This window comes from Streptomyces anthophorae, from assembly GCF_049310305.1.
Taxonomy (GTDB): domain Bacteria; phylum Actinomycetota; class Actinomycetes; order Streptomycetales; family Streptomycetaceae; genus Streptomyces.
This window is the reverse complement of record NZ_JBLWQQ010000001.1, coordinates 7,186,146-7,212,096: the sequence shown is the minus strand read 5'-3', so window position 1 is coordinate 7,212,096 and position 25,951 is coordinate 7,186,146. Positions and strand designations below refer to the sequence as shown.

Annotated in this window: 27 protein-coding genes and 6 tRNA genes; 12 read left to right on the top strand and 21 right to left on the bottom strand. The window is 70.6% G+C overall.

The annotated features are described in order from the left end of the window. Window positions 1-69 precede the first annotated feature (69 nt). The 7 genes from ACNYS0_RS32815 to pgsA form a co-directional block, all read right to left on the bottom strand. Window positions 70-822 (bottom strand): YebC/PmpR family DNA-binding transcriptional regulator, encoded by a 753-nt coding sequence (locus ACNYS0_RS32815; protein WP_422478774.1) that lies wholly within the window; start codon window positions 820-822, stop codon window positions 70-72. A 44-nt stretch (window positions 823-866) separates the two neighbouring features. Beyond that, on the bottom strand, window positions 867-1,472 hold the full coding sequence (pdxT, locus tag ACNYS0_RS32810) for a pyridoxal 5'-phosphate synthase glutaminase subunit PdxT (RefSeq protein ID WP_422478772.1): 606 nt from the start codon (window positions 1,470-1,472) through the stop codon (window positions 867-869). Next, complete coding sequence (gene pdxS / locus ACNYS0_RS32805) at window positions 1,472-2,371, bottom strand: pyridoxal 5'-phosphate synthase lyase subunit PdxS (protein ID WP_385763009.1); 900 nt, start codon at window positions 2,369-2,371, stop codon at window positions 1,472-1,474. Before pdxS ends, pdxT begins: the two co-directional genes overlap by 1 nt. A gap of 109 nt (window positions 2,372-2,480) precedes the next feature. After that, window positions 2,481-3,026: a LemA family protein gene (locus tag ACNYS0_RS32800; RefSeq protein WP_422478770.1), complete on the bottom strand. Its 546-nt coding sequence runs from the start codon at window positions 3,024-3,026 to the stop codon at window positions 2,481-2,483. A gap of 32 nt (window positions 3,027-3,058) precedes the next feature. Beyond that, window positions 3,059-4,267, bottom strand: coding sequence for a glycosyltransferase family 4 protein (locus ACNYS0_RS32795; protein WP_422478768.1), 1,209 nt, complete (start codon window positions 4,265-4,267; stop codon window positions 3,059-3,061). Then, window positions 4,264-5,178, bottom strand: a complete 915-nt coding sequence (locus ACNYS0_RS32790) for a phosphatidylinositol mannoside acyltransferase (protein WP_422478766.1) — start codon at window positions 5,176-5,178, stop codon at window positions 4,264-4,266. The genes ACNYS0_RS32795 and ACNYS0_RS32790 overlap by 4 nt, the downstream gene beginning before the upstream one ends. Continuing rightward, complete coding sequence (gene pgsA, locus ACNYS0_RS32785) at window positions 5,175-5,885, bottom strand: phosphatidylinositol phosphate synthase (protein WP_422482842.1); 711 nt, start codon at window positions 5,883-5,885, stop codon at window positions 5,175-5,177. Before pgsA ends, ACNYS0_RS32790 begins: the two co-directional genes overlap by 4 nt. A 193-nt stretch (window positions 5,886-6,078) precedes the next feature. Here pgsA and ACNYS0_RS32780 point away from each other — a divergent pair, with 193 nt between their 5' ends. Beyond that, window positions 6,079-8,295 carry an elongation factor G-like protein EF-G2 gene (locus ACNYS0_RS32780; RefSeq protein WP_422478764.1) on the top strand — a complete coding sequence of 739 codons (2,217 nt, stop codon included), beginning with the start codon at window positions 6,079-6,081 and terminating at the stop codon, window positions 8,293-8,295. 162 nt (window positions 8,296-8,457) lie between these two features. Then, complete coding sequence (locus ACNYS0_RS32775) at window positions 8,458-10,230, top strand: hypothetical protein (protein WP_422478762.1); 1,773 nt, start codon at window positions 8,458-8,460, stop codon at window positions 10,228-10,230. A gap of 12 nt (window positions 10,231-10,242) precedes the next feature. Here ACNYS0_RS32775 and ACNYS0_RS32770 read toward each other — a convergent pair whose 3' ends face one another. After that, window positions 10,243-10,806 carry an HIT family protein gene (locus ACNYS0_RS32770; RefSeq protein ID WP_422478760.1) on the bottom strand — a complete coding sequence of 188 codons (564 nt, stop codon included), beginning with the start codon at window positions 10,804-10,806 and terminating at the stop codon, window positions 10,243-10,245. 67 nt (window positions 10,807-10,873) lie between these two features. Here ACNYS0_RS32770 and ACNYS0_RS32765 point away from each other — a divergent pair, with 67 nt between their 5' ends. Beyond that, entirely contained in the window at window positions 10,874-11,557 is a 684-nt protein-coding gene (locus tag ACNYS0_RS32765) for a potassium channel family protein (protein ID WP_422478758.1), read from the top strand. A 12-nt stretch (window positions 11,558-11,569) separates the two neighbouring features. On the opposite strand, the gene thrS is transcribed toward ACNYS0_RS32765, so the two are convergent. Then, a complete protein-coding gene (gene thrS, locus ACNYS0_RS32760) occupies window positions 11,570-13,549 on the bottom strand; it encodes a threonine--tRNA ligase (protein WP_422478756.1) in 1,980 nt (659 codons plus the stop codon). 157 nt (window positions 13,550-13,706) lie between these two features. On the opposite strand from thrS, the gene ACNYS0_RS32755 reads away from it, so the two are divergent. Continuing rightward, window positions 13,707-14,261 carry a DinB family protein gene (locus tag ACNYS0_RS32755; protein ID WP_422478754.1) on the top strand — a complete coding sequence of 185 codons (555 nt, stop codon included), beginning with the start codon at window positions 13,707-13,709 and terminating at the stop codon, window positions 14,259-14,261. A 3-nt stretch (window positions 14,262-14,264) separates the two neighbouring features. Here ACNYS0_RS32755 and ACNYS0_RS32750 read toward each other — a convergent pair whose 3' ends face one another. After that, window positions 14,265-15,485, bottom strand: a complete 1,221-nt coding sequence (locus tag ACNYS0_RS32750) for a hypothetical protein (RefSeq protein WP_422478752.1) — start codon at window positions 15,483-15,485, stop codon at window positions 14,265-14,267. Window positions 15,486-15,521: 36 nt separating this feature from the next. After that, the gene (locus tag ACNYS0_RS32745; RefSeq protein ID WP_422478750.1) at window positions 15,522-16,088 is read right to left on the bottom strand and encodes a DUF4365 domain-containing protein; all 567 of its coding nucleotides are present in this window, start codon (window positions 16,086-16,088) and stop codon (window positions 15,522-15,524) included. A gap of 179 nt (window positions 16,089-16,267) precedes the next feature. Between ACNYS0_RS32745 and ACNYS0_RS32740 the strand changes: the two genes are divergently transcribed. After that, the gene (locus ACNYS0_RS32740) at window positions 16,268-16,993 is read left to right on the top strand and encodes a 3'-5' exonuclease (protein WP_422478748.1); all 726 of its coding nucleotides are present in this window, start codon (window positions 16,268-16,270) and stop codon (window positions 16,991-16,993) included. Between the two features lie 117 nt (window positions 16,994-17,110). Here the strand turns inward: ACNYS0_RS32740 and ACNYS0_RS32735 are convergent. From ACNYS0_RS32735 to ACNYS0_RS32715, 5 genes are all read right to left on the bottom strand, one after another. Further along, window positions 17,111-17,182: transfer RNA gene (locus ACNYS0_RS32735), tRNA-Val, on the bottom strand. A 53-nt stretch (window positions 17,183-17,235) separates the two neighbouring features. Next, window positions 17,236-17,691, bottom strand: a complete 456-nt coding sequence (locus tag ACNYS0_RS32730) for an SRPBCC family protein (RefSeq protein ID WP_422482841.1) — start codon at window positions 17,689-17,691, stop codon at window positions 17,236-17,238. Window positions 17,692-17,745: 54 nt separating this feature from the next. Beyond that, on the bottom strand, window positions 17,746-19,020 hold the full coding sequence (locus tag ACNYS0_RS32725; protein WP_422478746.1) for an extracellular solute-binding protein: 1,275 nt from the start codon (window positions 19,018-19,020) through the stop codon (window positions 17,746-17,748). A 196-nt stretch (window positions 19,021-19,216) separates the two neighbouring features. Continuing rightward, window positions 19,217-19,288, bottom strand: a tRNA-Val gene (locus tag ACNYS0_RS32720). Between the two features lie 75 nt (window positions 19,289-19,363). Beyond that, window positions 19,364-19,834: a TIGR02611 family protein gene (locus ACNYS0_RS32715; RefSeq protein ID WP_422478744.1), complete on the bottom strand. Its 471-nt coding sequence runs from the start codon at window positions 19,832-19,834 to the stop codon at window positions 19,364-19,366. A gap of 190 nt (window positions 19,835-20,024) precedes the next feature. On the opposite strand from ACNYS0_RS32715, the gene ACNYS0_RS32710 reads away from it, so the two are divergent. Together ACNYS0_RS32710 and ACNYS0_RS32705 are read left to right on the top strand one after the other, a co-directional pair. After that, entirely contained in the window at window positions 20,025-20,438 is a 414-nt protein-coding gene (locus ACNYS0_RS32710; RefSeq protein ID WP_004002642.1) for an SsgA family sporulation/cell division regulator, read from the top strand. A 244-nt stretch (window positions 20,439-20,682) separates the two neighbouring features. Further along, a complete protein-coding gene (locus tag ACNYS0_RS32705; RefSeq protein ID WP_385762968.1) occupies window positions 20,683-21,243 on the top strand; it encodes a CGNR zinc finger domain-containing protein in 561 nt (186 codons plus the stop codon). 6 nt (window positions 21,244-21,249) lie between these two features. Here ACNYS0_RS32705 and ACNYS0_RS32700 read toward each other — a convergent pair whose 3' ends face one another. After that, window positions 21,250-21,465: a hypothetical protein gene (locus ACNYS0_RS32700; protein ID WP_422478742.1), complete on the bottom strand. Its 216-nt coding sequence runs from the start codon at window positions 21,463-21,465 to the stop codon at window positions 21,250-21,252. A 107-nt stretch (window positions 21,466-21,572) separates the two neighbouring features. Continuing rightward, window positions 21,573-22,007, bottom strand: coding sequence for a hypothetical protein (locus ACNYS0_RS32695; protein WP_422478740.1), 435 nt, complete (start codon window positions 22,005-22,007; stop codon window positions 21,573-21,575). 177 nt (window positions 22,008-22,184) lie between these two features. Here ACNYS0_RS32695 and ACNYS0_RS32690 point away from each other — a divergent pair, with 177 nt between their 5' ends. Continuing rightward, window positions 22,185-22,688 (top strand): DsbA family protein, encoded by a 504-nt coding sequence (locus tag ACNYS0_RS32690; protein WP_422406153.1) that lies wholly within the window; start codon window positions 22,185-22,187, stop codon window positions 22,686-22,688. A gap of 3 nt (window positions 22,689-22,691) precedes the next feature. On the opposite strand, the gene ACNYS0_RS32685 is transcribed toward ACNYS0_RS32690, so the two are convergent. The 3 genes from ACNYS0_RS32685 to ACNYS0_RS32675 are packed head-to-tail and all read right to left on the bottom strand — an operon-like array spanning window position 22,692 to window position 25,432. Next, window positions 22,692-23,516: a GNAT family N-acetyltransferase gene (locus tag ACNYS0_RS32685; protein WP_422478738.1), complete on the bottom strand. Its 825-nt coding sequence runs from the start codon at window positions 23,514-23,516 to the stop codon at window positions 22,692-22,694. Window positions 23,517-23,559: 43 nt separating this feature from the next. After that, window positions 23,560-24,381, bottom strand: coding sequence for an aminotransferase class IV (locus ACNYS0_RS32680; protein WP_422478736.1), 822 nt, complete (start codon window positions 24,379-24,381; stop codon window positions 23,560-23,562). 13 nt (window positions 24,382-24,394) lie between these two features. Continuing rightward, window positions 24,395-25,432, bottom strand: coding sequence for a chorismate-binding protein (locus ACNYS0_RS32675; protein WP_422478734.1), 1,038 nt, complete (start codon window positions 25,430-25,432; stop codon window positions 24,395-24,397). Between the two features lie 155 nt (window positions 25,433-25,587). On the opposite strand from ACNYS0_RS32675, the gene ACNYS0_RS32670 reads away from it, so the two are divergent. From ACNYS0_RS32670 to ACNYS0_RS32655, 4 genes are all read left to right on the top strand, one after another. After that, window positions 25,588-25,660 (top strand) — tRNA-Gly (locus ACNYS0_RS32670). A 37-nt stretch (window positions 25,661-25,697) separates the two neighbouring features. Continuing rightward, window positions 25,698-25,771, top strand: a tRNA-Cys gene (locus ACNYS0_RS32665). A gap of 1 nt (window position 25,772) precedes the next feature. Beyond that, window positions 25,773-25,844, top strand: a tRNA-Val gene (locus tag ACNYS0_RS32660). 24 nt (window positions 25,845-25,868) lie between these two features. After that, window positions 25,869-25,940 (top strand) — tRNA-Val (locus ACNYS0_RS32655). Window positions 25,941-25,951: the final 11 nt, after the last annotated feature.

Genomic DNA, 25,951 nt, shown 5'->3' with positions numbered 1-25,951 from the left:
GCTGCCACCGACAACGACGGCGGGCCGGGGAGACGTGTCTCCCCGGCCCGCCGTCGCGTTGCTGCCCGCTCAGGCGTCGACCTTCTCCATGACCTCGTCGGAGACGTCGAAGTTGGCGAAGACGTTCTGCACGTCGTCGCTGTCCTCGAGCGCGTCGATGAGCTTGAAGATCTTGCGCGCGCCCTCCTCGTCCAGCTCGACCTGCATGGTCGGGACGAAGTTGGCGTCGGCGGAGTCGTAGTCGATGCCGGCGTCCACCAGCGCGGTGCGGACCGCGACCAGGTCGGTGGCCTCGGAGAGCACCTCGAAGGACTCGCCCAGGTCGTTGACCTCCTCGGCGCCCGCGTCGAGCACGGCGCCCAGGACGTCGTCCTCGGAGAGGTCGGCCTTGGGGACGATCACGACGCCCTTGCGGTTGAACAGGTACGAGACCGAACCCGGGTCGGCCATGTTGCCGCCGTTGCGGGTCATGGCGACGCGCACGTCGGACGCGGCACGGTTGCGGTTGTCGGTGAGGCACTCGATGAGCACCGCGACACCGTTCGGCCCGTAGCCCTCGTACATGATCGTCTCGTAGTCGGCGCCGCCGGCCTCGAGGCCGCCGCCGCGCTTGACCGCGGAGTCGATGTTCTTGTTGGGAACCGACTGCTTCTTCGCCTTCTGGATGGCGTCGTACAGCGTCGGGTTGCCCTCGATGTCGGTGCCGCCCATGCGCGCCGCGACTTCGATGTTCTTGATCAGCTTCGCGAAGAGCTTGCCGCGCTTGGCATCGATCACGGCCTTCTTGTGCTTCGTCGTAGCCCATTTAGAGTGGCCGGACATCTGCCTGTCTCCTTCGCGTAACCAATTTACGAACGCCAGAGATCCTACAAGGAACCCGGGGCGCCCTTCGCCCGCACCATGTCGACGAACATGGCGTGGATCCTGTGGTCGCCCGTGAGTTCCGGGTGGAAGGACGTCGCGAGGGCGTCCCCCTGGCGCACGGCCACGATGTGGCCCTCGTACTCGGCGAGCACCTCCACCTCGGCGCCCACGGACTCCACCCAGGGAGCCCGGATGAAGACGCCCTCCACAGGATCGCCCTCGACGCCCCGAACGTCGACCGCCGCTTCGAAGGACTCGTTCTGACGTCCGAAGGCGTTGCGCCGCACGATCATGTCGATGCCGCCGATGGTCTCCTGGCCCGAGCGCGGGTCGAGGATCTTGTCGGCGAGCATGATCAGGCCCGCGCACGAGCCGTAGACGGGCAGTCCTTCGCGCACACGCGCGCGCAGGGGCTCCATCAGGCCGAAGAGGTGGGCCAGCTTCGAGATGGTGGTGGACTCGCCGCCGGGGACGACGAGACCGTCGACCTCCGCCAGTTCCTCGGGGCGCCGCACCGGCCTGGCCACGGCGTCGGCCGCGGCCAGGGCGACGAGGTGCTCGCGCACGTCGCCCTGGAGCGCGAGCACTCCGACTACAGGAGTGGTCATCACCAGCCCCGGTTCGCGTAACGCTCACCCTCGGGGAGCGTGTCGCAGTTGATTCCGACCATGGCCTCGCCGAGGTTGCGGGACGCCTCCGCGATGATCTTCGGGTCGTCGTAGAAGGTGGTGGCCTTCACGATGGCGGCGGCGCGCTTGGCCGGGTCGCCGGACTTGAAGATGCCGGAGCCGACGAAGACGCCCTCGGCGCCGAGCTGGCGCATCAGCGCGGCGTCGGCGGGGGTGGCGACACCACCGGCGGAGAACAGCACGACCGGCAGCTTGCCGAGCTCGGCGACCTCCTTGACCAGCTCGTACGGGGCGCGCAGGTCCTTGGCCGCGGCGTACAGCTCGTTGTTGTCGAAGCCGCGCAGGCGGGCGATCTCGTTCTTGATCTGCCGCATGTGGCGGACGGCCTCGACGACGTTGCCGGTGCCGGCCTCGCCCTTGGAGCGGATCATCGCGGCGCCCTCGGCGATGCGGCGCAGGGCCTCGCCCAGGTTGGTGGCGCCACAGACGAACGGGGTCGTGAAGGCGAACTTGTCGCTGTGGTTGACCTCGTCGGCCGGGGTGAGCACCTCGGACTCGTCGATGTAGTCGACACCGAGGGACTGGAGCACCTGGGCCTCGACGAAGTGGCCGATGCGGGACTTGGCCATCACCGGGATCGAGACGGCGCCGATGATGCCCTCGATCATGTCCGGGTCGGACATCCGGGCCACGCCGCCGTCCTTGCGGATGTCGGCCGGCACCCGCTCCAGGGCCATCACGGCCACGGCGCCGGCGTCCTCGGCGATCTTCGCCTGCTCGGGCGTGACGACGTCCATGATGACGCCGCCCTTGAGCTGCTCGGCCATGCCGCGCTTGACGCGTGCGGTGCCGGTGGCGGTGTTTTCGGAAGTGGACACGGGTGACCTCACTCGGTGAACGAAGGCTCTTGCAGCACCGAGGAAACCTCTGGGGAACAGGCCACTACAAGGGCCAATGGGTAGCCGGTGGCTCCTTTTGGCCTGGGAACTAGGTGGTGGCGCGGTCGGCGAGGGCCGCCGGGGGCTCGTCGTCCATCTCGAAGGCGAGCGGGAACGGGGCGTGTCCTGCGAGCCGGAACCAGCGGACCTTGCGGTGGCGGCGCAGCGCGCGGGCCGCGCGCACGGCGTCGTTGTGGAAGCGGCGGGCCATGGGCACGCGGCGGACCGCCTGGGCGAGCTCCTCCGCGGCTTCTTCGCCGCCGGGGGCCTCCCGGACCACCTCCACCTGGTCGGGTTCGCTGAAGACCGCCCTGAGCGCCTGGCTGAGCTCGCTCTCGGCGACCTCGCGCTGCTCCTCCTCGGCCTGGCGCGCGGCGTGCGCCGCCTCGTACAGCACGATCGACGCGGCCGGGTCGAGCACGCCCGACGTCGCCAGTTCCTGGGCGACGGAGGCGCGGCGCAGGAGTTGGGCGTCGAGCGCGGCGCGGGCCGCGTCGATGCGGGCGTGCAGGCGGTCGAGCCGCCCCGCGGTCCAGCTCAGGTAGAGCCCGATCGCGAAGAGGGCTACGGCGATCCAGATGAGGGTGACGGTCACGGGCGGCAAGGCTACCCGGGCAGCGGCAGGGGTCAGTCCCGCGCCAAGCCGAAGCGCGCCCGCAGGCCCGTCCGCTCGTCGGCCGCCACCGCCGCCGCGCCCTGGGTCACCGTCTCGTACACCGAGAGGATGTCCGCGCCGACCGTGGACCAGTCGAAGCGGCGGACGTGCCTGCTGCCACGCGCGCGCAGTTCCTCACGGCGCTCCGGGTCGCCCAACAGGCGCAGGGCCGCGAGGGCGAGGTCGTCCGCGTCCTCGTTGGCGAAGAGTTCGCCGGCCGCGCCCTGGGCGAGGACCTGGGCGAAGGCGTCCAGGTCGGAGGCGAGCACGGGCGCGCCCGCCGACATCGCCTCGACGAGGATGATGCCGAAGCTCTCGCCTCCGGTGTTGGGGGCGACATAGACGTCGACGCTCGCCAGGAGGCGCGCCTTGTCCTCGTCGCTGACCATGCCGAGGAACTCGACGCGGTCGCGCATCTCCTTGGGGAGCGAGGCGACCGCCTCCTCCTCGTCACCGCGCCCGGCGACCAGAAGGCGGGTCTGCGGGCGCTCGGCGAGGATCTTCGGGAGCGCCTTCATGAGTACCGGCAGGCCCTTGCGGGGCTCGTCGATGCGGCCGATGAAGCCGATCGTGCCTCCCGCCCGTCTCCCACCACCGCCCTCAACCGAGCTTCGCGCCCCTTCTGTTTGCCACTCGGCCTTGGGTTCGGCCCGCGCGAAGAAGTCGACGTCGACGCCGTTCGGGATCACGACCGCGTCGCCGCCCAAGTGCTCGACCAAGGTGCGGCGCGCGTACTCGCTCACCGCGATGCGCGCGCTGATCTTCTCCAGCGCGGGCTGGAGGATCGGATACGCGGCGATCATGGCGCGCGAGCGCGGGTTCGACGTGTGGAAGGTCGCGACGATCGGCCCCTGCGCCGCCCAGCAGGTCAAAAGGCCGAGCGACGGGGACGCCGGTTCGTGGATGTGGATCACGTCGAAGGTGCCGTCGTGCAGCCACCTGCGCACGCGCGCGGCGCTCAGGAAGCCGAAGTTCAGGCGCGCCACCGAGCCGTTGTACGGCACGGGAACCGCGCGGCCCGCCGACACGACGTACGGCGGCAGCGGGGTCTCGTCGTCCGCGGGCGCGAGGACGGACACCTCGTGCCCCAGGGCGATGAGGTGCTCCGCCAGATCGCGGATGTGGAACTGGACGCCGCCCGGCACGTCCCAGGAGTACGGGCAGACGATTCCGATCCTCACGCCGACCTCTCTTCGAAGTTGTCGAGGTCGGCCAGCCACAGGCGCTGCAACATGTGCCAGTCCTCCGGATGGTCCGCGATCCCCGTGGCGAAGGCATCGGCCAGCGCCTGCGTCATGACAGACGTCTTCTCGGCCCGCGTACCTGTCTCCGGCACGTCGACGGGTGGGTGGACGCGCCCCCGCATGATGGGCGAGTCGTCGTACCAGAGGGTGACCGGCAGCAGCAGCGCGCCGGTCTGCTGGGCGAGCATCGCGGGCCCGGCGGGCATCCGCGTCGTCTCGCCGAAGAACTTGACCTCCACACCGGAGGACGACAGGTCCCGGTCGGCGACCAGGCAGACCAGGCCGCCCGCGCGCAGCCGCCGGGCGAGCGTCCCGAAGGCGGAGCCGCCCGTGTGCGGCAGCACCTCCATGCCGAGGCCCTCCCGGTAGGCGACGAAGCGGTCGTACAGGGTCTCCGGCTTGAGCCGCTCGGCGACGGTCGTGAACGGCGTGTCCAGCTTGGTGGTGACCCAGGCGCCCGCCAGGTCGTAATTGCCCATGTGGGGCAGCGCGAGGACGACGCCCCGGCCGGAGTCGAGGCCCTCGGTGAGGTAGTGGACGTCCTTGACCGAGAAGCCGTCCCGGATGCGCTCCTTGCTCCACGCGGGGAGCCGGAAGGACTCCATCCAGTAGCGCAGGTACGAGCGCATGCCCTTCCTGGAGAGCTGTTGCAGACGCTGTGGCGTGGCGTCGGGCACCACGCGCGCGAGGTTGGCCTCCAGGCGCAGCACGCCCTTGCCGCGCTTCTTCCAGGCGGCGTCGGCGATCGTGCGGCCGAGGCGCCGGGCGACCGGCTCGGGGAGCTTCTTGACGGTCGCCCAGCCGAGCCCGTACAGCGCGTCGGTGATCCGCTCCTGCGTCCCACTCACGAGGTGGCCCCCTCCTGGGCGGCCGCGTCGGCCTCCGCGGACTCGCGGCGCACCGTGACCACGCGCTGGATCAGTGTGACCAGGCTGCCCACGGCGACGATCCACAGGGCTACCGGCAGCAGGTACTGGATGCCGGGCACGCCGAACTTGTGCAGCCCGGCGAAGCCCGCGGCGACGAGCGAGATGACGAGGCGTTCGGCGCGCTCCACGAGTCCGTTCACGGCGACCGGCAGGCCGATCGATTCGCCACGTGCCTTCGTGTAGGAGACGACCTGGCCGCTGGCGAGGCAGAAGATCGACACGGCGCACAGGACGCTGTCGTTCCCCCCACCGGCGTACCAGAGCGCCAGGCCGCCGAAGATGGCGCTGTCGGCGACGCGGTCGAGCGTGGAGTCCAGGAAGGCGCCCCAGCGGCTGGAGCGGCCCAGCTGGCGCGCCATGTTTCCGTCCACGAGGTCCGAGAAGACGAACAGCGTGATGACGACGGTTCCCCAGAAGAACTCACCGCGCGGATAGAAGACCAGCGCACCGGCCACGACTCCGGCGGTGCCCAGGAGCGTGACCGCGTCGGGGCTGACTCCGCGGCGGATGAGAAACGCGGCGAACGGTGTGAGGACACGCGTGAAGAATGCACGCGCGTACTTGTTCAGCATGGCCTTCCCGAGGGTCGGTGGCCGCGCGGCCCCTCTGGCCACCGGCTGGCCCATCGTAGCCACGCACACGTGCGAACCGCCGACGGGCCGCACGCGTGGGCGTGCGATCCCGTACGACGTATGGACGCACAGTGACCCGAGTGGAAAGCTCGAAGACACCGCGGGCGTCGCCGAAGCCGCCTCCGCACGCGGATTCGCGTGTCCGCGCCCTCAGGACCTCACCGAGCAACAAACCGGGAGGCAAGGCATGGGCGACAAGAGCAACGGACACCCCGGAGCCGCCGGCAGGGCAGCGACGGCCGACCATCCCGCGTCCGTACGGAATGTGGTGCTGGTCGGCCACAGCGGATCGGGCAAGACGACCCTCGTGGAGGCCCTCGCGCTGACCGCGGGGGCGGTGAACAGGGCGGGCCGCGTCGAGGACGGCACCAGCGTCTCCGACTACGACGAGATCGAGCACCGCCAGCAGCGATCGGTCCAGCTCTCGCTCGTCCCTCTGGAGTGGGACGGCTTCAAGATCAATCTCCTGGACACCCCCGGCTACGCGGATTTCGTCGGGGAGCTGAGGGCCGGTCTGCGGGCTGCGGACGCGGCCCTTTTCGTCGTCTCGGCGGCCGACGGGCCCGAGACGATGGCCGGCGCGACGCGCATGGTGTGGGAGGAGTGCGCCGCGGTCGGCATGCCGCGGGCCATCGTGATCACGCACCTGGAGGCGGCGCGCGCCGACTTCGAGGACATGACGCGGACCTGCGCGGAGATCTTCGGCGGCGACGACCCGGACGCCGTGCTCCCGCTGTACCTCCCGCTGCGCGGCGAACGGGCGCCGGACGGGCACGCGCCCGTGACGGGCCTGATCGGGCTGCTCACGCAGCGCCTCTTCGACTACGCGTCGGGCGAACGCAAGGAGTCGGAACCGGACGCCGGGCAGGCCTCGCTGATCGAGGAGGCCCGCAACCGGCTCATCGAGGGGATCATCGCCGAGAGCGAGGACGAGACCCTCATGGACCGCTATCTGGGCGGCGAGGAGATCGACGTCAAGACGCTGATCGACGACCTGGAGCGGGCCGTGGCGCGCGGCGTCTTCCACCCGGTCCTCGCGGCGGCCCCGGCGGCGGAGGACGCACGGCAGGGCATCGGCACCGTCGAACTCCTCGAACTGATCACCGGCGGCTTCCCGACCCCCCTGGAGCGGGCCGCTCCCGCCGTACGGGCGCGCGACGGGAAGGAACTCGACATCCACGCCTGCGACCCGGAGGGGCCGTTGGTGGCGGAGGTCGTGAAGACCGCGTCCGACCCGTACGTGGGGCGGGTCTCGCTCGTCCGCGTCTTCTCCGGCACCCTGCGGCCCGACGAGACGGTGCACGTGTCGGGCCACGGCCTGACCGACCACGGGCACGAGACGCGCGCCCTGCACGAGGCGGACGAACGGATCGGGGCGCTCTCGGCCCCCTTCGGGAAGCAGCAGCGCACGCTGACGCACTGCATCGCCGGCGATCTGGCGTGCGTCGCGAAGCTGAGCCGGGCCGAGACCGGGGACACGCTCTCGGCGAAGGAGGCCCCGCTGCTCATGTCGCCGTGGGAGATGCCCGATCCGCTGCTCCCGCTGGCCATCCAGGCGCACAGCAAGGCCGACGAGGACAAGCTCTCGCAGGGGCTCTCACGCCTGGTCGCCGAGGACCCGACGATGCGCCTGGAACAGAACCAGGACACGCACCAGGTGGTGCTGTGGTGCCTCGGCGAGGCGCACGCGGACGTCGCTCTCGAACGGTTGCGCAGCCGCTACGGGGTGCAGGTCGACGTCGTCCCGCACAAGGTCTCCCTCCGGGAGACGTTCGCGGGCAAATCGGCGGGGCGCGGCCGGCACGTGAAACAGTCCGGTGGCCACGGCCAGTACGCGATCTGCGAGATCGAGGTGGAGCCGCTGCCCGGCGGCTCGGGCATCGAGTTCGTGGACAAGGTCGTCGGCGGCGCGGTGCCCCGGCAGTTCATCCCGTCCGTGGAGAAGGGCGTGCGGGCGCAGGCGGCGAAGGGCGTCGCGGCCGGATATCCGCTCATCGACGTGCGGGTGACGCTGCTCGACGGCAAGGCGCACTCGGTGGACTCCTCCGACGCGGCGTTCCAGACGGCGGGGGCGCTGGCGCTGCGCGAGGCGGCGGCCGATGTGCGGATCCATCTCCTGGAGCCGGTGGCCGAGGTCGAGGTCCTGGTCGCCGACGACTACGTGGGCGCCGTGATGAGCGATCTGTCCGGGCGGCGCGGCCGCGTCGTCGGAACCGAACAGGCAGCGGGCGGGCGGACGTTGATCCGGGCCGAGGTGCCGGAGATCGAGATCGGCCGCTACGCGGTGGACCTGCGTTCCCTGTCGCACGGCACCGCGCGTTTCAGCCGCGCGTACGCCCGGCACGAGCCGATGCCGGCCCAGCTGAGCGAGCGGATCCGCGAACAGGCCCAGGACGTCCCGTAATCGACTCCGGTGCGCGCACCGGCACCGGCTTCCCGTTCCACGGGGCCGGTGTCGGTGGCGGCCGCTACGCTGGTCGAAGATCAGCCGGATCCGGCCGACGGCGCGCCCAACAGGTGTGCGGGACGGGCAAGTCGGGAAAAGCCGCAGCGACGGCGTGCGGTGATGGGGGTGGCAGTGGCGGACACGATCAAGCCGGCTTCGGCCGACGGAATATTCGACTTCCGGCCGGGCGCGCAGATCCCGCTCCAGGGGTCCGCGGGCCAGACCGCCGCGACGTTCGCCATCGCCTCGGCCGCGTACCGGGACGACCCGGCGGTGAAGATCGAGGAGACCAACAACGAGTGGCACAAGTCCCAGGTGAAGAGGGGCATGTGGTCGCTCATGGCGCCGAATCTCGGTGAGGCCTTCGCGCGGGCGGTGCAGGTACGGATGCTGGGTGGCGCCCGCAAGCCGCTCATCCAGTCGTTCGGCACGGAACCGCAGGTCGTGGTGGAGCACTGCCTCGCGGCCAACCGCATCCGGCGCCAGCGCGACAGCCTGCTGACGCTCGTGACCGTGGTGTTCGGCTTCCTGTTCCTGCCCGGATTCCTGCTCTGGGTGACCGCGTTCGAGATCCGCCGCAGGGACACCATCCGGGTGGGACTGGCCGAGAAGGAGGTCAAGGAGGCCGAGGGCAAGAGCACCAAGGAGAAGCGCGAGGCCAAGAAGCACGAGCGCGCGGCGCACGGCCGGGCCGCCCTCACCATGGCGATCATGGCCGTCGTGTTCGTCGCCGTCGTGATCGCGCTCGTCAAGCTTCCGTCCGACAGCGGCTGGACCTGGTATCTGCGCGCCTGTTTCGTGGCGCCCGTGATCGGCGGCTGGTGGGCACGCCGGATCTGCGAGCGCACCGCCCACGACCTGCGGGACCGCTGGGGCGGGTTGCTGTCCGGCGGCGGGATCGGGGCGAAGATCCCCGAGGCCGTGCCCGGCAGCCCCGGTGAGACCGCCGCGGAGCAACTGCGCCAGAACCTCGCCAAGTTGTCGGCCGAGCAGCAGTCGAACTCGGTGTTCTACGCCGGCCCCAAGGGCATCCTGGGCATGGGCACGCGCTGGGGCGGCTGGCAGCTCGCCGAGGACCTGGTGTCGAAGGAGCCCGGCAAGGACATCCACCCGTTCCGCAGCTGGGACGTGGTCCGCGCGATCCACGACCAGCTCCGCCTCCTGGAGCGCAAGCCGATCCACACGGGCGGCTTCCCGACGCCTTCGGTGAAGCACTGGATCGTCTCGCCGATCGGGGAGAACGCGAAGAGCGTGACGCGCCCCTCGGGCGTGAACGTGGAGGCGTTCGAGACCAGGACGCACGAGATAGAGCGGATCTGCAACGAGCAGCAGTTCGGCGGCGGCAGCCGCCACTACCTGGGCGTGCAGTTCACGCTCTGGGACGGCCAGTTGGTCATCACCATGCTGATCACGGTCACGGTGCTGCACCAGACGCTGCGGATCGAGGTGACCGGGCACGCGCTCGGACCGGTGCACTCCCTGTTCACGTCGAAGCCGGAGCCGCGGAAGAAGGAGATCTCCAAGCCCATACGGTTCTGGGAGACCACGGAGAAGACGCTCCCGCTGATCACCTCCGACGAGGCGGTCCGGATCGCGGTCCGCGCCCCCTTCACCTGGTACCCGCCGCTCCTGGACCACCTCGGCGGGAAGCTGGTGCTGCCCGAGCCGTTCGGCCTGCGGCACGCCTGGGCGGACCAGCCGTGGCGGCACCGCTTCATGGCGGACGACGCGCTGCGCACGGCCACGCCCGTGCTGCGCGTGGTGCACGCCGCGGCCATCAAGGTGCTCGACGAGAACGGCGTGGACACCGAGAAGTTCGGTGCCCGCTCGGGCTTCCTCAGCGGCGCGGTCCAGGACCCGACGCCGGGGAAGGCCGACACGTACAACGCGTAGGGGCCCGCTCGGTCAGTCGGTCGGCCAGGCCTTCGCCAGGGCCGTACGCGTGTCTGCGAGCATCTGCGGCAGCACCTTGGTGTGGCCGACGACCGGCATGAAGTTGGTGTCGCCGCCCCAGCGCGGAACGATGTGCTGGTGCAGATGGGCGGCGATACCGGCGCCCGCGACCGCGCCCTGGTTCATGCCGATGTTGAATCCGTGCGCTCCCGAGGCGGAGCGCAGCGCGGCCATCGCGCGCTTGGTGAAGTCGGCGAGTTCCGCGGTCTCGTCCAGGTCGAGGTCGGTGTAGTCGGCGACGTGCCGGTAGGGCAGCACCATCATGTGCCCGCCGTTGTACGGGTACAGGTTGAGGATGGCGAAGACGTGGCTGCCGCGGGCCACGATCAGCGCGTCCTCGTCCGACTTGCCGGGAGCCGCGCAGAAGGGACAGCCGTCGTCGGCGCCGGGGCCGCTCGGTTTGCCCTCGCCCTGGATGTACGCGATGCGGTGCGGGGTCCACAGACGCCCGAATCCGTCCGGCTCGCCCACTGGACCGACCTGCTGCTCCGGCTCACTCGTCATGCAATGCAGCATATGGCGTCACCTCACGGGGGCGTGTCGGCGGGTACCACCCCAGGTCGGCGCGGGTGATGCTGTCGGGATGACCGACACCCCACTCGCTCGCTGGGAGCGGCACAACGGCGTCGTCCTGGCGGTGGCCTCGCTCGTCTACCTCGCCGGGTACGCGGTCCGGGTCCTCGGCCAGGCCCTGCCCGGCGCCCTTCGGGATCTGTGCCTCGCCCTCACGCTCGCCGCGTGGGCGGTGTTCATCGTGGACTACGTGGTGCGCCGGCGCCTGAGCGGGCAGCGCTGGCCACGCTTCGTCCGCACGCACTGGCTGGACACGCTGGTCCTGCTGCTTCCGCTGCTGCGTCCCGTCCGGATCGTGCAGGCCTACCAGGCGGTGCAGCGCCGGCGGAACGAGCCGCGGCTCTCGCTGCACGCGCGCGTGATCGCGTACGCGGGGCTGTCCGTGACGCTGCTCGGCTTCGCGGCCTCACTGGCCCTGTACCAGCAGGAGCACACGGCGCCGGACGCGGACATCCGCACATACGGCGACGCGGTGTGGTTCACCTGCACGACGCTGTCGACCGTGGGCTACGGCGACCTGGCGCCGGTGACCCCGCTCGGCAGGCTCGTCGCGGTGGGCGTGATGGCCTGCGGCCTGGCGCTGCTCGGCGCCGTCACGGGTTCGTTCTCGTCGTGGCTGTTGCAGGTGTTCGCGCGGGAAGGGGAGAGGCCCCCGGAGCACGCTCCGGGGGCCTCTCGACGCGATACCGACTGACGGGACGGGTGGTCAGACCTGCGCCCGCTCCTCGACGACCTTCGCGATCTTCGCGATGGCCTCGTCGACCGGGATGCCGTTCTCCTGCGAGCCGTCGCGGTAGCGGAAGGACACCGAACCGGCGTTCATGTCCTCGTCGCCCGCGATGACCATGAAGGGCACCTTGGCCTTCTGCTGGTTGCGGATCTTCTTCTGCATGCGGTCCGAGGACTTGTCGACCTCGACGCGCAGGCCCTGGGCGCGCGCCTTCTCGGCGAACTCCTCCAGGTACGTCACGTGCCCGTCGCCGATCGGGATGCCGACGGCCTGGACGGGGGCGAGCCACGCCGGGAAGGCGCCCGCGTAGTGCTCCAGGAGCACACCGAAGAACCGCTCGATCGAGCCGAACAGGGCACGGTGCAGCATGACGGGCTGCTGGCGCGAGCCGTCCGCCGCCGTGTACTCCAGGCCGAACCGCTTGGGCTGGTTGAAGTCGACCTGGAGGGTCGACATCTGCCAGGAGCGGCCGATGGCGTCCTTGGCCTGCACGGAGATCTTCGGGCCGTAGTACGCGGCGCCGCCCGGGTCGGGCACGAGGGGCAGCCCCTGCTTCTCGGCGGCGGAGCGCAGCGCCTCGGTGGCCTCCGCCCAGTCCTCGTCCGTGCCGATGAACTTGTCGGAGTCGTCGCGGGTGGACAGCTCCAGCTCGAACTCGTTCAGGCCGTAGTCGCGCAGCAGGTCGAGGACGAAGGTGAGGAGGTTGTCGAGCTCCCCCGCCATCTGCTCCTTGGTGCAGTAGATGTGCGAGTCGTCCTGCGTGAAACCGCGCGAGCGGGTCAGGCCGTGCACGACGCCCGACTTCTCGTAGCGGTACACGGTGCCGAACTCGAAGAGCCGCAGCGGCAGTTCACGGTAGGAACGCCCGCGGGACTTGAAGATCAGGTTGTGCATCGGGCAGTTCATCGCCTTGAGGCGGTAGTTCTGCTCGTCGAACTGGATGGGCGGGAACATGCCCTCCGCGTAGTGCGGCAGATGGCCCGAGGTCTCGAAGAGCGCTTCCTTCGAGATGTGCGGGGTGTTCACGAACTCGTAGCCGGAGTCCTCGTGGCGGCGCCGCGAGTAGTCCTCCATGACCTTGCGGATCACGCCGCCCTTGGGGTGGAAGACCGCGAGGCCCGGGCCCAGCTCGTCCGGGAAGGAGAACAGGTCCAGCTCGGCGCCGAGCTTCCTGTGGTCGCGCTTCTCGGCCTCGACGAGGAACTCCAGGTACGCCTTCAGCTCGTCCTTCGACGGCCACGCGGTGCCGTAGATGCGCTGGAGCTGCGGGTTCTTCTCGCTGCCCCGCCAGTAGGCGGCGGCCGAGCGCATCAGCTTGAACGCGGGGATGACACGGGTGGTGGGCAGGTGCGGACCCCGGCAGAGGTCCTTCCAGCACAGCTCGCCGGTCTTGGCGTCGAGGTTGTCGTAGATGGTCAGCTCGCCGCCGCCCACCTCGGCGTCCGCGCCGTCGGCGGCCTGCGCCGCGTTGCCCTTGAGGCCGATGAGCTCCAGCTTGTACGGCTCGTCGGCGAGCTCCACGGCGGCGGCCTCGTCGGTGGTGACGCGGCGCGAGAAGCGCTGCCCCCGCTTCTGGATCTCCTGCATCTTCTTCTCGATGCGCTTGATGTCCTCGGGGGTGAACGGCTCCTTGACGTCGAAGTCGTAGTAGAAGCCGTCCTTGATGGGCGGGCCGATGCCGAGCTTGGCCTCGGGGAACAGCTCCTGCACGGCCTGCGCCATGACGTGCGCGGTCGAGTGCCGCAGGATGTTCAGACCGTCCTCGGAGGAGATCTCCACGGGCTCGACGGTCTCGCCGTCGGCGACCTCGTACGCGAGGTCCTTCAGCTCACCGGCCACGCGGGCCGCGACGATGCTGCGCTCACCGGGGAAGAGCTCGGCGGCCGTAGTGCCCGTCGTCACCACGCGCTCTTCCCGCTCGGAATCGCGTTGGATGGTCACACGGACGTCAGACACCGGACTTCTCCTACCTGAAGATGGAACGCCGCGCCATTACCTGTGACGCGCGCAGCCACGATCGTACCGAGTCACCAGGGCCGCTCGCGAAACGGTTGACCGGGGCAGCCGTCCGCAGGCAGGGCGGCTGTCGGTGCCGGGATCTAGCGTGAGACGTATGACACTCGACTGGAACACGCTCCTCGCCGACCAGCTCGACTGGCACTGGCGTCACCAGCTCCGCGACCGGCTCGCGGGGCTGACCGACGACGAGTACTTCTGGGAGCCCGTGCCGGACTGCTGGACCCTGCACCCGCGCGGCACCGGCACCGCCGCCATCCAGGGCGGCTCCGGGGACCTCACGATCGACTTCGCGTACCCGGAGCCGGTCCCCGCCCCCGTGACGACGATCGCGTGGCGCCTCGGCCACATCCTGGTGGGTGTGCTCGGCCTCCGGAACGCCTCGCACTTCGGGGCGGAGCCGGTGGACTACATGTCGTACGACTATCCCGGCACGGCCGCCGAGGCCCTGGCCCGTCTCGACGCCGCGTACGCGCGGTGGATCGCGGGCGTGCGCGGCCTGGACGAGGCGGGGCTCGCCCGCCCGTGCGGTCCGGCCGAGGGCCCCTTCGAGAAGGAGCCGATGGCGACGCTCGTGCTGCACATCAACCGCGAGATGCTGCACCACACGGCGGAGATCGCCCTGCTCAGAGACCTGTACGCGCACCGGTAGCGGTCACGGCTCCTCCCCCGCGCAGGCCTCCTCGAAGAAGTCCAGGTTCTCCTGGAGCGACTTCATCATCCGGTCCCGCTCGGCCTCCTCCACCTGTACGGGGACGATCCCGGTCGCGTCGGTGAGGCGGCGGAACCCGCCCCGGCTCTCAAGGCGCCCGTGCACCCGGATCGGCAGACCCACCAGGTGCGCGTGGCCCGCGATCCGGTACGCCTCCTCGTCCAGCGTCATCCGTACGTGCGGCACCTCGACGCCCGCGAGCACCCGAAGGCGCACCGTGCCCGCGCCGCGCGGCCCGGCGCGGCGCATGCGGACGACGGTGCCGGTGACGCGGACGGAGACGGCGGGTTCGGCGTACAGGAAGCGGGCCCCGGCCTCGCGCAGCACATCGAGGTCGCCGGGTGAGAACTCGACGGGCGCGTCGCCGTCCGTGCACTCCCCCGGCACCCCGGCGGCGGGTGCCCAGGCCACGCCGACGCGCGCGCCCTCGGTGCCGCGCACCAGCGCGACGAGCGCCTCGGTCAGTTCATGGCTGACGCCCGCCTCGATCGCGCTGTCGAACGCGTCCATGCCACCGGTGGCCCGCCGGTAGTCGATGGCCTCGCGCACCGCGTACAGCGCCTGGTGCAGCCGGACGGCGAGCGCCCGCCCCGTGGCGACGGGCACGAAGGCGGTGAGACGGCGGCCGCCGGACGCCGTCTGCACCAGTACGTTCTCCAGGGCCGCGGCCGCGGGCCGCCGGTGCCTGGCCCCGTAGTACCCGGCGCGGCCGCGCGCGGCGAGGGCCCCCGCGAGCAGCATCTGCCGCGCCGCGCCCCGCAGTCGCTCCTCGGCGGGCCAGGACGAGGCGCCCGCGGGTCCGGCCGGGACGTCGCGCGTCCAGCGGATCTCGTCGCTCGGCACGGCGAGGGAGACCAGCACCTCGCGCGCGGACGGCGTACCGCTGCGCTCCAGGGCGACGAGCGCCTCGCCGAGGAGTTCCTCGCTGTCCGGGAAGGCCCGGCTCTCCGGCACGAGCAGGCTGGTGCGGGCGCCGGCCCCCGGCAGCGTCCAGCGCGCGTACCGTCCTGCGGCCCCACCGCGCCGCTGCCAGCCGTGCCGGTCGAGCAGGGCGCCGAGCACCGCGGGGTCGACCTGCCCCGGCTCGGGTCCGACGAGGTCGACGGGGTGGCCGCGCCCCGCGCCGAGCGGACGCAGGGATTCATCGATCGGGCGGTGCTGCATCACACAACTCCCTTCGGCCCAGGCCGAGTCGAACCGTCAGGGACGTCCACCCGCGCCGGCCCTCGCCATGATTTCGCAGAGCGCGCGGTCGTCGAAGATCCGTGCCGTCGGGACGCGCACGGTGGTCCTGCGCCGCCCGGTGACCGGGTGTCCGGCGAGGTTGATCCAGTAGCAGCAGTGCCGCAGGTCGAGCCGGTCGTGGGCGGCCCGCAGCCAGTCGTCCTGGGAGCGCGGCACGAGCATCACGACGAGGATCTTGTGCACCGAGACCGGGGTGCGGGCGAGCTTCTCCAGGTGCGCGTTGTCGAGCGTGAACGCGAAGGACGGCCCCGGCGGATCGGGCGCGACCTGGTACGTCGCCTTGAGCTGCACCTTGATGGTGACCTCGTCGTCGATGGCGTGCCCGGGCGAGCTGTGGCTGACGTGCCAGTCGATGCCGTTGTCCGGAAAGGGCTGGGAGAGCGAGCACCCCGCGGCGGCGGCCACGGCGTGCAGATAGCCCACCTGGAGGGTCTCCATGCAGGCGGTGGTGGCGAGTGTGCCGCGCGGCGGTGCGATCCGCTCGGGCAGCAGCCCGCCTCGTTCGGGCCGCGCGAGCGCCATGGTCCAACTGGCCTTCCGGGAAAGCGGGTTCGCGACGATGGCACCCCGCTGAACTGCCGTGTACCTGTGTTGTCACCGCTCGGCGTACGACGCAAACAGCGCGGGTATCACCGCTTGGGGCAGGGACAACACGTCGACGGGACGTCATCTGCCGCGCGGGAAGCAGGAGTTGAGAGATCATGACGTGCTGGTACGAAGGGCCGCTGGCCGCCTTCGACACCGAGACGACCGGCGTGGACGTGGAGAACGACCGCATCGTGTCGGCCGCTGTCGTGGTGCAGGACGCGGCGGGAACGCGACCGCGGGTGACGCGCTGGCTGGTGAATCCCGGGGTGCCGGTACCCCCCGGTGCCACCGAGGTGCACGGCCTGACCGAGGAACATCTTCAACGCAACGGGCGCTGGCCCGCGCCCGTGATGGAGGAGGTCGGCCGCGCGCTCGCCGAGCAGGCCGCGGCCGGCCGGCCGCTGGTCGTGATGAACGCCCCGTTCGATCTGACGCTGCTGGACCGCGAGTTGAAGCGGCACCGGAACTCGGCGCTCTCCCACTACCTGGAGACCGCGTCCCTGTGCGTGATCGACCCGCGCGTCCTGGACAAGCACCTGGACCGCTACCGCAAGGGCCGCCGCACGCTGACCGACCTGTGCGAGCACTACGAGGTGGAGCTGACGGGGGCGCACGACGCGGGGGCGGACGCCCAGGCGTCCCTCGATGTGGTGCGGGCGGTGGGCCGCCGGTTCGCGTCCCGCCTCGAACGCCTCTCCCCCGCCGAGCTGCACACCTTGCAGGCGGTCTGGCACGCGGCGCAGGCCCGCGGCCTGCAGGCCTGGTTCGCCCGCAGCGGCAACCCGGAGGTGGTGGACCCGGCGTGGCCGCTGCGCCCGGAACTTCCCGCGGCGGCCTGACCGTTCCCCCGTCGGGGCCCCGAAGGCAGAAACGACACCGCACCCACCAGGTCCGCCACCCCGTACCCGCACAACGAAAAACCGGCCCGTCTGTGCGACGGACCGGTCATTCTCGGGTGGGCGATACTGGGTTCGAACCAGTGACCTCTTCGGTGTGAACGAAGCGCTCTCCCACTGAGCTAATCGCCCGGGAACGCGTTGAACAATACAGGTCGCGACGCCCTGTGTTCAAACCGGTTGCGTCAGGCCGGTCGCAGATGGGCGGCAAGCCCCCGCCGCCCGCCGCGCATCATCCACGCGTGGTTCGCGAGGAACACCGGCCGGCCCGCCACCGCGAACCGGCGCATCAGCGGTTTGGCCACCTCGACCTCCTGGTCGTAGGCGGCGCGGGTGCCGCCGCCCGGCAGCGGCGTCAGCGTCCAGCGCGCCCAGCCCTCCAGGTCCCCCGTCATCGCGACCTCCAGGATCCCGGCGGCCGGGTCCCGACGCGTCTCGCGCGCCGTGACGTGCAGCTCGTACGGGAGGAAGGACCGGAAGACGGCGACGCCGCTGGAGTCGCTTCCGTCCAGCGGCGTCACGGAGCGGACCTGGGGCCACCACCGCGGGTACTCCTCGGCCCGCTCGAGCACCGCGTACACGGCGCCCGGCGGAGCGGGCAGTTCCCACACGCTGCGAAAGCGGTAATGGTTCCAGTCCACGTTCCACGGCCTCCCGGTCCACGGCCTCCCGTCCATGGCCAGAGTCTGCCGGGGTCAGGGCATCTTGTCTCCGACCAGCGCCAGGTTCTCGATGGCGGCGAGTCCGTACAGGGCCGTGTCGTTGGTGTAGACCCAGTTCGCCTCGGTGCCCGCGACGAGCGTCACCGGCCCCTCCACCTTCTCCGTCCTCCACGGCGAGGCCTCGGTGTAGCCGTCGCTCTTGAAGAACTTCTCCCAGGCCCGCTCGGCCAGCTTGTCGTCGCCGGTGCGCACGGCGGCGTAGGCGTCGAGCCGGGAGTGGCCCTGGAAGAGGATGAGCGAGCCGAAGTCGGAGCCGTAGCGCGCCTTCTGTTCCGCCTTCGTGGCGTTGAAGCAGCGGCAGTAGTCGTAGTACGCCTCCTCGAAATTCGGCATGTCGACGATGTCGATCAGCTCGGCGCACAGTTCGTTGAGGCCGAAGACCGCCGACAGATGGGAGACGCCGACGACGGGCTTGTCGGCGATCGCGAACTTTCCCGTGTCGAGGTCGTAGAGCCCGCTGCCCTGCACGAACCCGTTGGGCTTCGGGTCGGCGACGATCCCGGACTTCACGCGCTTGTAGTAGTCGGACCACCACTGCGTCAGATCGTCCTGGGTGAAGCCGAGTTCGCCGTCCTTGAAGAAGGCCTTGCCGTTCTGACGGAGGTACAGGTCGTAGAGGTACATGACCCCGGCGTAGCCCGTGTCGCCCGCGATCCCCAGCTTGTCCTGAATGATCTGGAGCGACGTGAAGTACTCGCCCCAGGTCCAGCCGAACTTCGGCTCCACGCCCGCCTTGTCCCAGGCCTTCTTGTCGATGACGAGCGACATGGTGTTGGCACCGACCGGAACCGCGACCTGCTTGCCGCCGGAGACCTGACCGGCCGTCTCGACGCCGCCGCGGAACTGCTTGAGGCTCAGATTCCCGGCGTCCACCTGGGACTTGAGGTCGAGCAGAACTCCACGCTTGTCGTACTTCGCAAGGAAGGCAACGGAGTTGAGGAATACATCCGGAGGATTTCCGCCCGAGGCCTGCGTCTGAAACTTCTCCCAGAATGCCTGGTAATCGGTGAATTCGGGCTTGATTTTGATCTTTGGATTCTTCTTCTCGAAGAGCGCGATCGCCTTCTTGATTTTCACGGCGCGCGGTTCGCCGCCCCACCAGGCGAATCGCAGGGTCGCCGGCCCTTCCGCATCCCCCGCGGCTCCTGACCCTCCGTCACCACCGCACCCGGCCGCCGTCAGGCCGAGCGCGGCGACCGACGCCCCCGTGACCTTCAGCAGGCCACGACGATCAAGATCCCTGTTCATAGGCACAGCCAGCCCCTCCACCCTGCGCATTGAATCGTTTTAGGCAAGCGCTTGCCGAGCAAAAGTAGAGACGGGTGGGGGGTGCGTCAACAGTTCGGACGAAGTTGAGGCTCGAAGCGCCTCGAAACCGCAGGTGGGCGCCGGAAAACGCCGAGGGCCCCGGAGACTCGACGTCTCCGGGGCCCTCGGTCCGGGGTGGGCGATACTGGGTTCGAACCAGTGACCTCTTCGGTGTGAACGAAGCGCTCTCCCACTGAGCTAATCGCCCGGGCGCAGGAAGAACATTACCCCATGTCAGGGGGCGCCTGGGACCACCCCGCACCCCCTGCTCGGCACCACATCGTCACTGCTTGATGTTCCACGGCATCTCGAGCCCGAACTTCCATACGTAGACCCCGCCGAGCACGGCGATGATCACCACGCCGATCGTCGTCAGGATGATGTTCCGCCGCCGCACCCTGGGATCGAGCGCGCGCTGCGTCGCCTCCGTGACCTTCCGCTTCGTCCAGCGCAGGACCAGCTGCGCCCAGACGAACTCGGTCGCCCAGATCGCCATGCCACCGAAGATCACCAGCCAGCCGGGGCCGGGCAGCGGCAGCATGATCACGCCACCCACGACGACCGCGAGGCCCACGATGAAGACGCCGACCTGCCAGCTCAGGTGCAGCGTCCGCCTGGCCTGGATGAACCCCGGCGCCCGCGAGCCCAGCGGCTTCCCCCCGGCCGCCTCGCCCTCGGCACCGGCCCCGGAGGCCTCTTCGGCCCGCTCCGGCGCCTCGGGCTCCTTGGCTCCCTTGTCACTCCCCGTATTCATGCACTCAAACCTACCCGACTCTTTCGCGTCACCGGAATGGGCGTTCTCTCACAGATAAGACTCGGCCGTACGAGCTACCTAAAGACGCTCAAAACACTCAGAGGGGTTTACAACGGCACCGTAGGTGGCATGTCGATTTCGCCGACGTGCGAATCCCCGAGCGCACACTGAGCGAAAGGCCCTGGCGCTTATGAACACCACGGTCAGCTGCGAGCTGCACCTGCGCCTCGTTGTGTCGAGCGAGTCCTCACTGCCCGTTCCCGCAGGTCTGCGGTATGACACGGCCGATCCGTATGCCGTGCACGCCACCTTCCACACCGGAGCCGAGGAGACAGTCGAATGGGTGTTTGCCCGCGACCTCCTCGCCGAAGGCCTTCACCGGCCGACCGGCACCGGAGACGTCCGAGTCTGGCCGTCCCGCAGCCACGGTCAGGGCGTTGTCTGCATCGCCCTGAGCTCCCCCGAGGGCGAGGCTCTGCTCGAGGCCCCGGCGCGGGCCCTTGAGTCGTTCCTCAAGCGAACGGACGCCGCCGTGCCACCCGGCACGGAACACCGCCACTTCGACCTCGACCAGGAGCTGTCGCACATCCTCGCGGAAAGTTAGCGCCGCGGAACGAGGAGGCCCGCGCCGGCACCCGGTCGGCGTGAGCTGCGCGAGAGCGTGCCGTGCCGTCCACTCGGGGAACGGCACGGCATCACGGTCGGGACAACCGCATACGGCATACACCGGCGCCGCCGCCGTGGGAGTTTCCACGGCGGCGGCGCAGGTGCGTTCCCGGAGGCCGCCAGGTACTAGGCTCGTGCGGCATCGGCGGGCAGGAGCCCTACCCCAGGCCAGGGAGCGAATCGTGCTGATCACCCACGACACCCGGTGCGCGCTCGACACCGTGGTCGATCTGGTGAACACGACACCGGACGGCGACACGAAGGCGGACGGGCTCACGAGTCCGGCCGAGCTGACGGATTTCGTACGAAGGAACGATGTCAGCGATGTCGGCGTGATAACCGAAGACGATCTTCAATCGGTGCGTACGGTGCGTGACCGCTTCGCGGCGGTGTTCGCGGCGAGTGACCAGCGTGCGGCGGCGACGGTGATCAACGAACTGGTCGCGGAGGCGGGCACCACTCCCCGCCTCACGGACCACGACGGCTACGACTGGCACATGCACTACTTCGCGCCCGGGGCCTCCGTCGCCGACCACCTGGCGGCCGACTGCGGGATGGCCCTGGCGTTCTTCGTGGTCGCCGGGGAGCAGGAGCGGCTGCGCCGCTGCGAGGCGCCCGACTGCCGGTTCGCGTTCGTCGATCTCTCCCGCAACCGCTCGCGCCGCTACTGCGACAGCCGTACGTGCGGGAACCGGCTGCACGTCGCGGCGTACCGGGCGCGGCGCAAGGAAGCGACGGGCTGAAACCGTTCACAGCAGCAGGAGGTCGTGCAGCGCCGCCAGCAGGAGCAGGCTGCCGATCACTCCCAGGAAGATCATCAGCGGTGGTTGGGAGAGCGCGAAGAGACAGCCGCGCTGACTCGGCCGCTCCTCGGTTCGTACGGGTACGGGCGGCGTGGGCTCGCTGTGGAGGGCCTGCCCCGGGTCGGCGTCCAGCTGATCGGGCAGCTGCGGTGTGTCCAGCATCTCGTCGCGATGATGTCGCACTCATCGGGTGACGGGTACTCAACGGACCACTTTCGAGGGGGAGTTCGCCGCAACCCGTGACAGCGGGGCGGCCGCGTCCGTTGACGTCAGATGCCGTGCTTCTTGAGGATCGCCTCGATGTCGCTGAAGTCCTCTGCGGGCTCGGCCTTCGGCTGCTTCGGCTGCGCCGCGGGCGTCGGGCGCCGGCTCTCGCCGAGCGAGGGGGCCGACGCGGCGGGGGCGACGGCGGCCTTGCCCTCCTTGCCCTCCACACCGGTGCGGCCGGAGCGGCGGCGCTCGACGGCGCGCGTCCCCATGAACATCAGCCAGGCGACGCCGAGCACGCCGAAGCCGGCCCAGGCGGTCGGACTGAACGCCGTGTCCACGATCCACTCCACCGCGCCCGTCATCACCAGGCCCAGCGGCACGAGGGCGTAGGCGGCGGTCCTGGCGGCCTTGAGGAACCGCTTGCGGAAGGCGAGAACCCCGGCGATGCCCAGGCCCGCCACGGCGACGGCGGAACACACGGTCTCGGCAATCATCGGGTCCTCCCGAGTTAGGACATCGCGGGGCGCTTCCCCCTCCCATCCTGCACCGCCCGGGGGTCCGCGGGCCACGCCCGGAGCCCACCTCGGCCACATCTGGGGGACATCTCGGGGTCGCCGCTCCTCCGCAGGTCCAGGTTGGGCCCGGCGGGCGCTCCTGGGAGACTTGCCCCCATGAACGCCCCGAACCCCATCCTTGACGTGTGGTGCGAGTTGCAGTGCCCCGACTGCCGCTCGGCCCTGGACGATCTCCGCGCGTTGCGCGAGCGCTACGGCGACCGCGTCGAGCTGCGCCTGCGGCACTTCCCGCTCGACAAGCACAAGCACTCCTTCGCCGGTGCGCAGGCCGCCGAGGAGGCGTTCGCGCAGGGCAAGGGGTGGCCGTACGTGGAGGCCGTGCTCGGCCGGGTCGAGGAGTTCGACCGCAAGGGCGAGCCGTTCCTCGTCGAGGTGGCGGGCGAACTCGGCCTGGACGCCGAGGAGTTCGACACCGCGCTCGTCGACGGCCGGCACATCCTGATCGTCGACGCCGACCAGGCCGAGGGCAAGGTCATCGGCGTGACGGGCACGCCCACGTACGAGATCGGCGGGGAGCTCCTGCACGGCGGGAAGAGCCAGGAGGGGCTGCGGGAGCGGATCGAGGAGATCGCGGACCGGCTCCTCGCCGAGCAGGCCTGACCCTCACCACAGCTGCTTGTAGAGGTAGTACGTCGTCGGCTCGTAGCCGAGCGAGGCGTACAGGCTCAGCGCGGCCGTGTTGCGCGCGAAGACGTTGAGGCCGATCCGGGTGGCGCCCGCCGCGATCGAGTCGGCCTCGGCGAGCAGCATCAGCGAGCGCCCGTGGCCGCGCCCCCGGTGCTCGGCCGCCACCTCGACGTCGAAGACGAACGCCCCGTCGGGGCGCTGCGCCACCCAGAGCGTTCCGACCCGCTCCCCCGCGTGCTCGAGCACGCCGAGCAGGACGTCCGGGGTGGCGACGCCCTCCGGGAGCAGCGCCGCGTGGTCGCGCTCCGCCTTCTGGCGCGCCTCCTCCTCGGTGACGCCGCGCTCGACCCAGGTGCGCGCGTACGCGGCCTTGGTGTGCGCGAGCCACGGCCCGTACTCGGCCTCCGTCATGCGCCGCCCGACGCCGCCCTCGGGGAGGGCGGGCGGCTGGTCGGGCAGGGCCTTCGCCATGTTCCGGTTGCGCTCCACGTAGCCGAGGGCGCCCGCGAGACGGAGCATGCCCTGCGCGTCGGCGGGGACGGCCACCTCGACGCGGCGGCAGTTCCAGGAGCGGGCGACCTCCTCGGCGGCGAGCGCCGCGACGGTGCCGCGGCCGCGCCCCCGGTCCTTGTCGTCGACGCTCAGTTCGAGTATCTGGGCGACGGAGGGGCCGAAGACCGGGTGCGTGGCGAGGTGCAGGGTGCCGACGGGGCGGCTGTTCACACACACCGCGTAGTGACGCGAGCGCGAACCGTCGGGGGTGCGCTGGAGCGGCTCGGTCGGCCGCAGGGTCGTGGTCATCAGGGGAGTTGTACCCGCCCGCACCCCCGACGCGACAAGGGATTTACGGGTCGAGGCGGTCTGCTGCCCGCTCGTCCCACACGCGCATCGCCTTCGCGGTGACGGGGCCCGGCGCGTCGTTGAGGTTCCGGTCGTCGACGCGGTGCACTGCCTGGATGTCGCGCAGCGTGGACGTCAGGAACACCTCGTCGGCCTCCGAGAGCACGGAAAGCGGCAGGTCGGTCTCCTTGGCGCCGGTCCACTCGACGGCGAGGGCGCGCGTGATGCCGGCGAGCGGGCCCGCGGTGAGCGGCGGGGTGTGGATCTCGCCGTCGAGGACGACGAAGACGTTGGAGCCGGTGCCCTCGCACAGCTGCCCCACGGTGTTCGCGAACAGGGCCTCGGAGGCGCCGTGTTCGTGGGCGCGGGCCAGGGCGACGACGTTCTCCGCGTACGAGGTGGTCTTCAGGCCCGCGAGGGCGCCGCGCTCGTTGCGGGTCCAGGGGACGGTGATCACGGCGGTGGTGTCGGGGCGCCGCTGCACCTCGCCGAGGGCGACGACGAGCGTGGCGCCGTGGTCGCCGCGGTCGGAGCCGAGCGGCGAGAGGCCGCCGGTGTAGGTGATGCGCAGGCGGCCGAGGGCCATCGGGTTGGCGTCCAGGACGGCGGCGCAGGCGCGGCGCACCTCGTCGAGGTCGGGCTCGGGGAGGCCGAGCCCGCGGGCCGAGCGGGCGAGCCGGTCGAGGTGGCGGGTGAGCGCGAACGGCTTGCCTTCGACGGCCTTCACCGTCTCGAAGATGCCGTCGCCCACGGTGAGCCCGTGGTCGAAGACGGAGACGCGCGCCGCTTCCGGGTCCTGCAACCGGCCGTCGAGCCAGATCTTCACGGGTTCTTGCCTCTCACTGTTCGAGTGCGTACGTTCCCGACGCTACCGCCAACAGCCGCGCCGCCTTCAGCTCGGTCTCCCGCCATTCCCGCTCCGGCTCCGAGCCCCAGGTGATCCCGGCGCCGGTGCCGAAGCGCAGGAAGTCGCCGTCGGCGCCGCGGTCGATCCAGAACGTGCGGATCCCGACCGCCAGTTCCCCGCTCCCCCGGTCCGCGTCCACCCAGCCGATGCCGCCGCAGTAGGGGCCGCGCGGCGCCGTCTCCAGCTCGTCGATGATCCGCAGGGCGCTGGACTTCGGGGCGCCGGTGACGGAGCCGGGCGGGAACGCGGCGTCGAGGAGCTCGGGCCAGCCGGCCGCCTCCGGCAGCTCGCCGCGCACGGTGGAGACGAGGTGGACGAGGCCCGGGTGCTTCTCGACCACGCACAGTTCGGGGACGGTCACGCTGCCGGTGGCGCAGACGACGCCCAGGTCGTTGCGGACCAGGTCGACGATCATCACGTTCTCGGCGTGGTCCTTGTCGAGGAGGTCGTCCTCGGTGCGCCCGGTCCCCTTGATCGGCCCGGATTCGACGACCCGGCCGTCCCTGCGCAGGAACAGCTCGGGCGAGGCCGTGGCGACCTCCACGCCGTGCTCCGGCAGCCGGATCGTTCCTGCGTACGGCGCCGGGTTCCCGCGCGCGAGGAGAGCGGTGAGGGCGTCCACGTCGGCGTCGGCGGGGACCGGCGCGGACAGCACGCGGCAGAGGTTGGCCTGGTAGACCTCGCCGGTCGCGATGCGCGCACGGATGCCGCGCACGCCGTCCGTGTACGCGGCGTGGTCGAGCGACGACGTCCAGTCGATCGGCGCGGGCCCGTGCCAGGCGCCGGACCGCGGGGCGGGGACCGGTTCCTCGCGGACGTCGCCGAAGCGGGCGCAGGTCAGGCGGCCCTCGAAATCGGCGCAGACGGCCCAGAAGCCGCTGGAGTCGAGGGCCGCGGGATCGCTGGTGACGTCGCGCAGATCGGTCGCGACGAGCCCGCCGAAGCGGGCCAGAGCAGGGAGGTCGTGCACACCTTCGAGTCTATGACTGATGACGGTGGGCCCACCTGAGCAGGACCTTCGTCGGTCGCACCGCAGCACGCTGCGCAAACGCGTTTTGGACCTCCCCCAGGAATCCGCTAGAGTTCAACACGTCGCCGGGACGCGCAAGCGGACCGGAAAGACACGCGAACGTAGCTCAGTTGGTAGAGCGCAACCTTGCCAAGGTTGAGGTCGCCGGTTCGAACCCGGTCGTTCGCTCAGGATGTGGGGGATCTTCCCGAACCCCTACGCTCCTGGTGGAGTGGCCGAGAGGCGAGGCAACGGCCTGCAAAGCCGTCTACACGGGTTCAAATCCCGTCTCCACCTCCAAGCGCGATTAGCTCAGCGGGAGAGCGCTTCCCTGACACGGAAGAGGTCACTGGTTCAATCCCAGTATCGCGCACTGAGGCCGCAAGGCTTCCATCCCGGACGATTAGCTCAGCGGGAGAGCGCTTCCCTGACACGGAAGAGGTCACTGGTTCAATCCCAGTATCGTCCACTGCCCCCTGT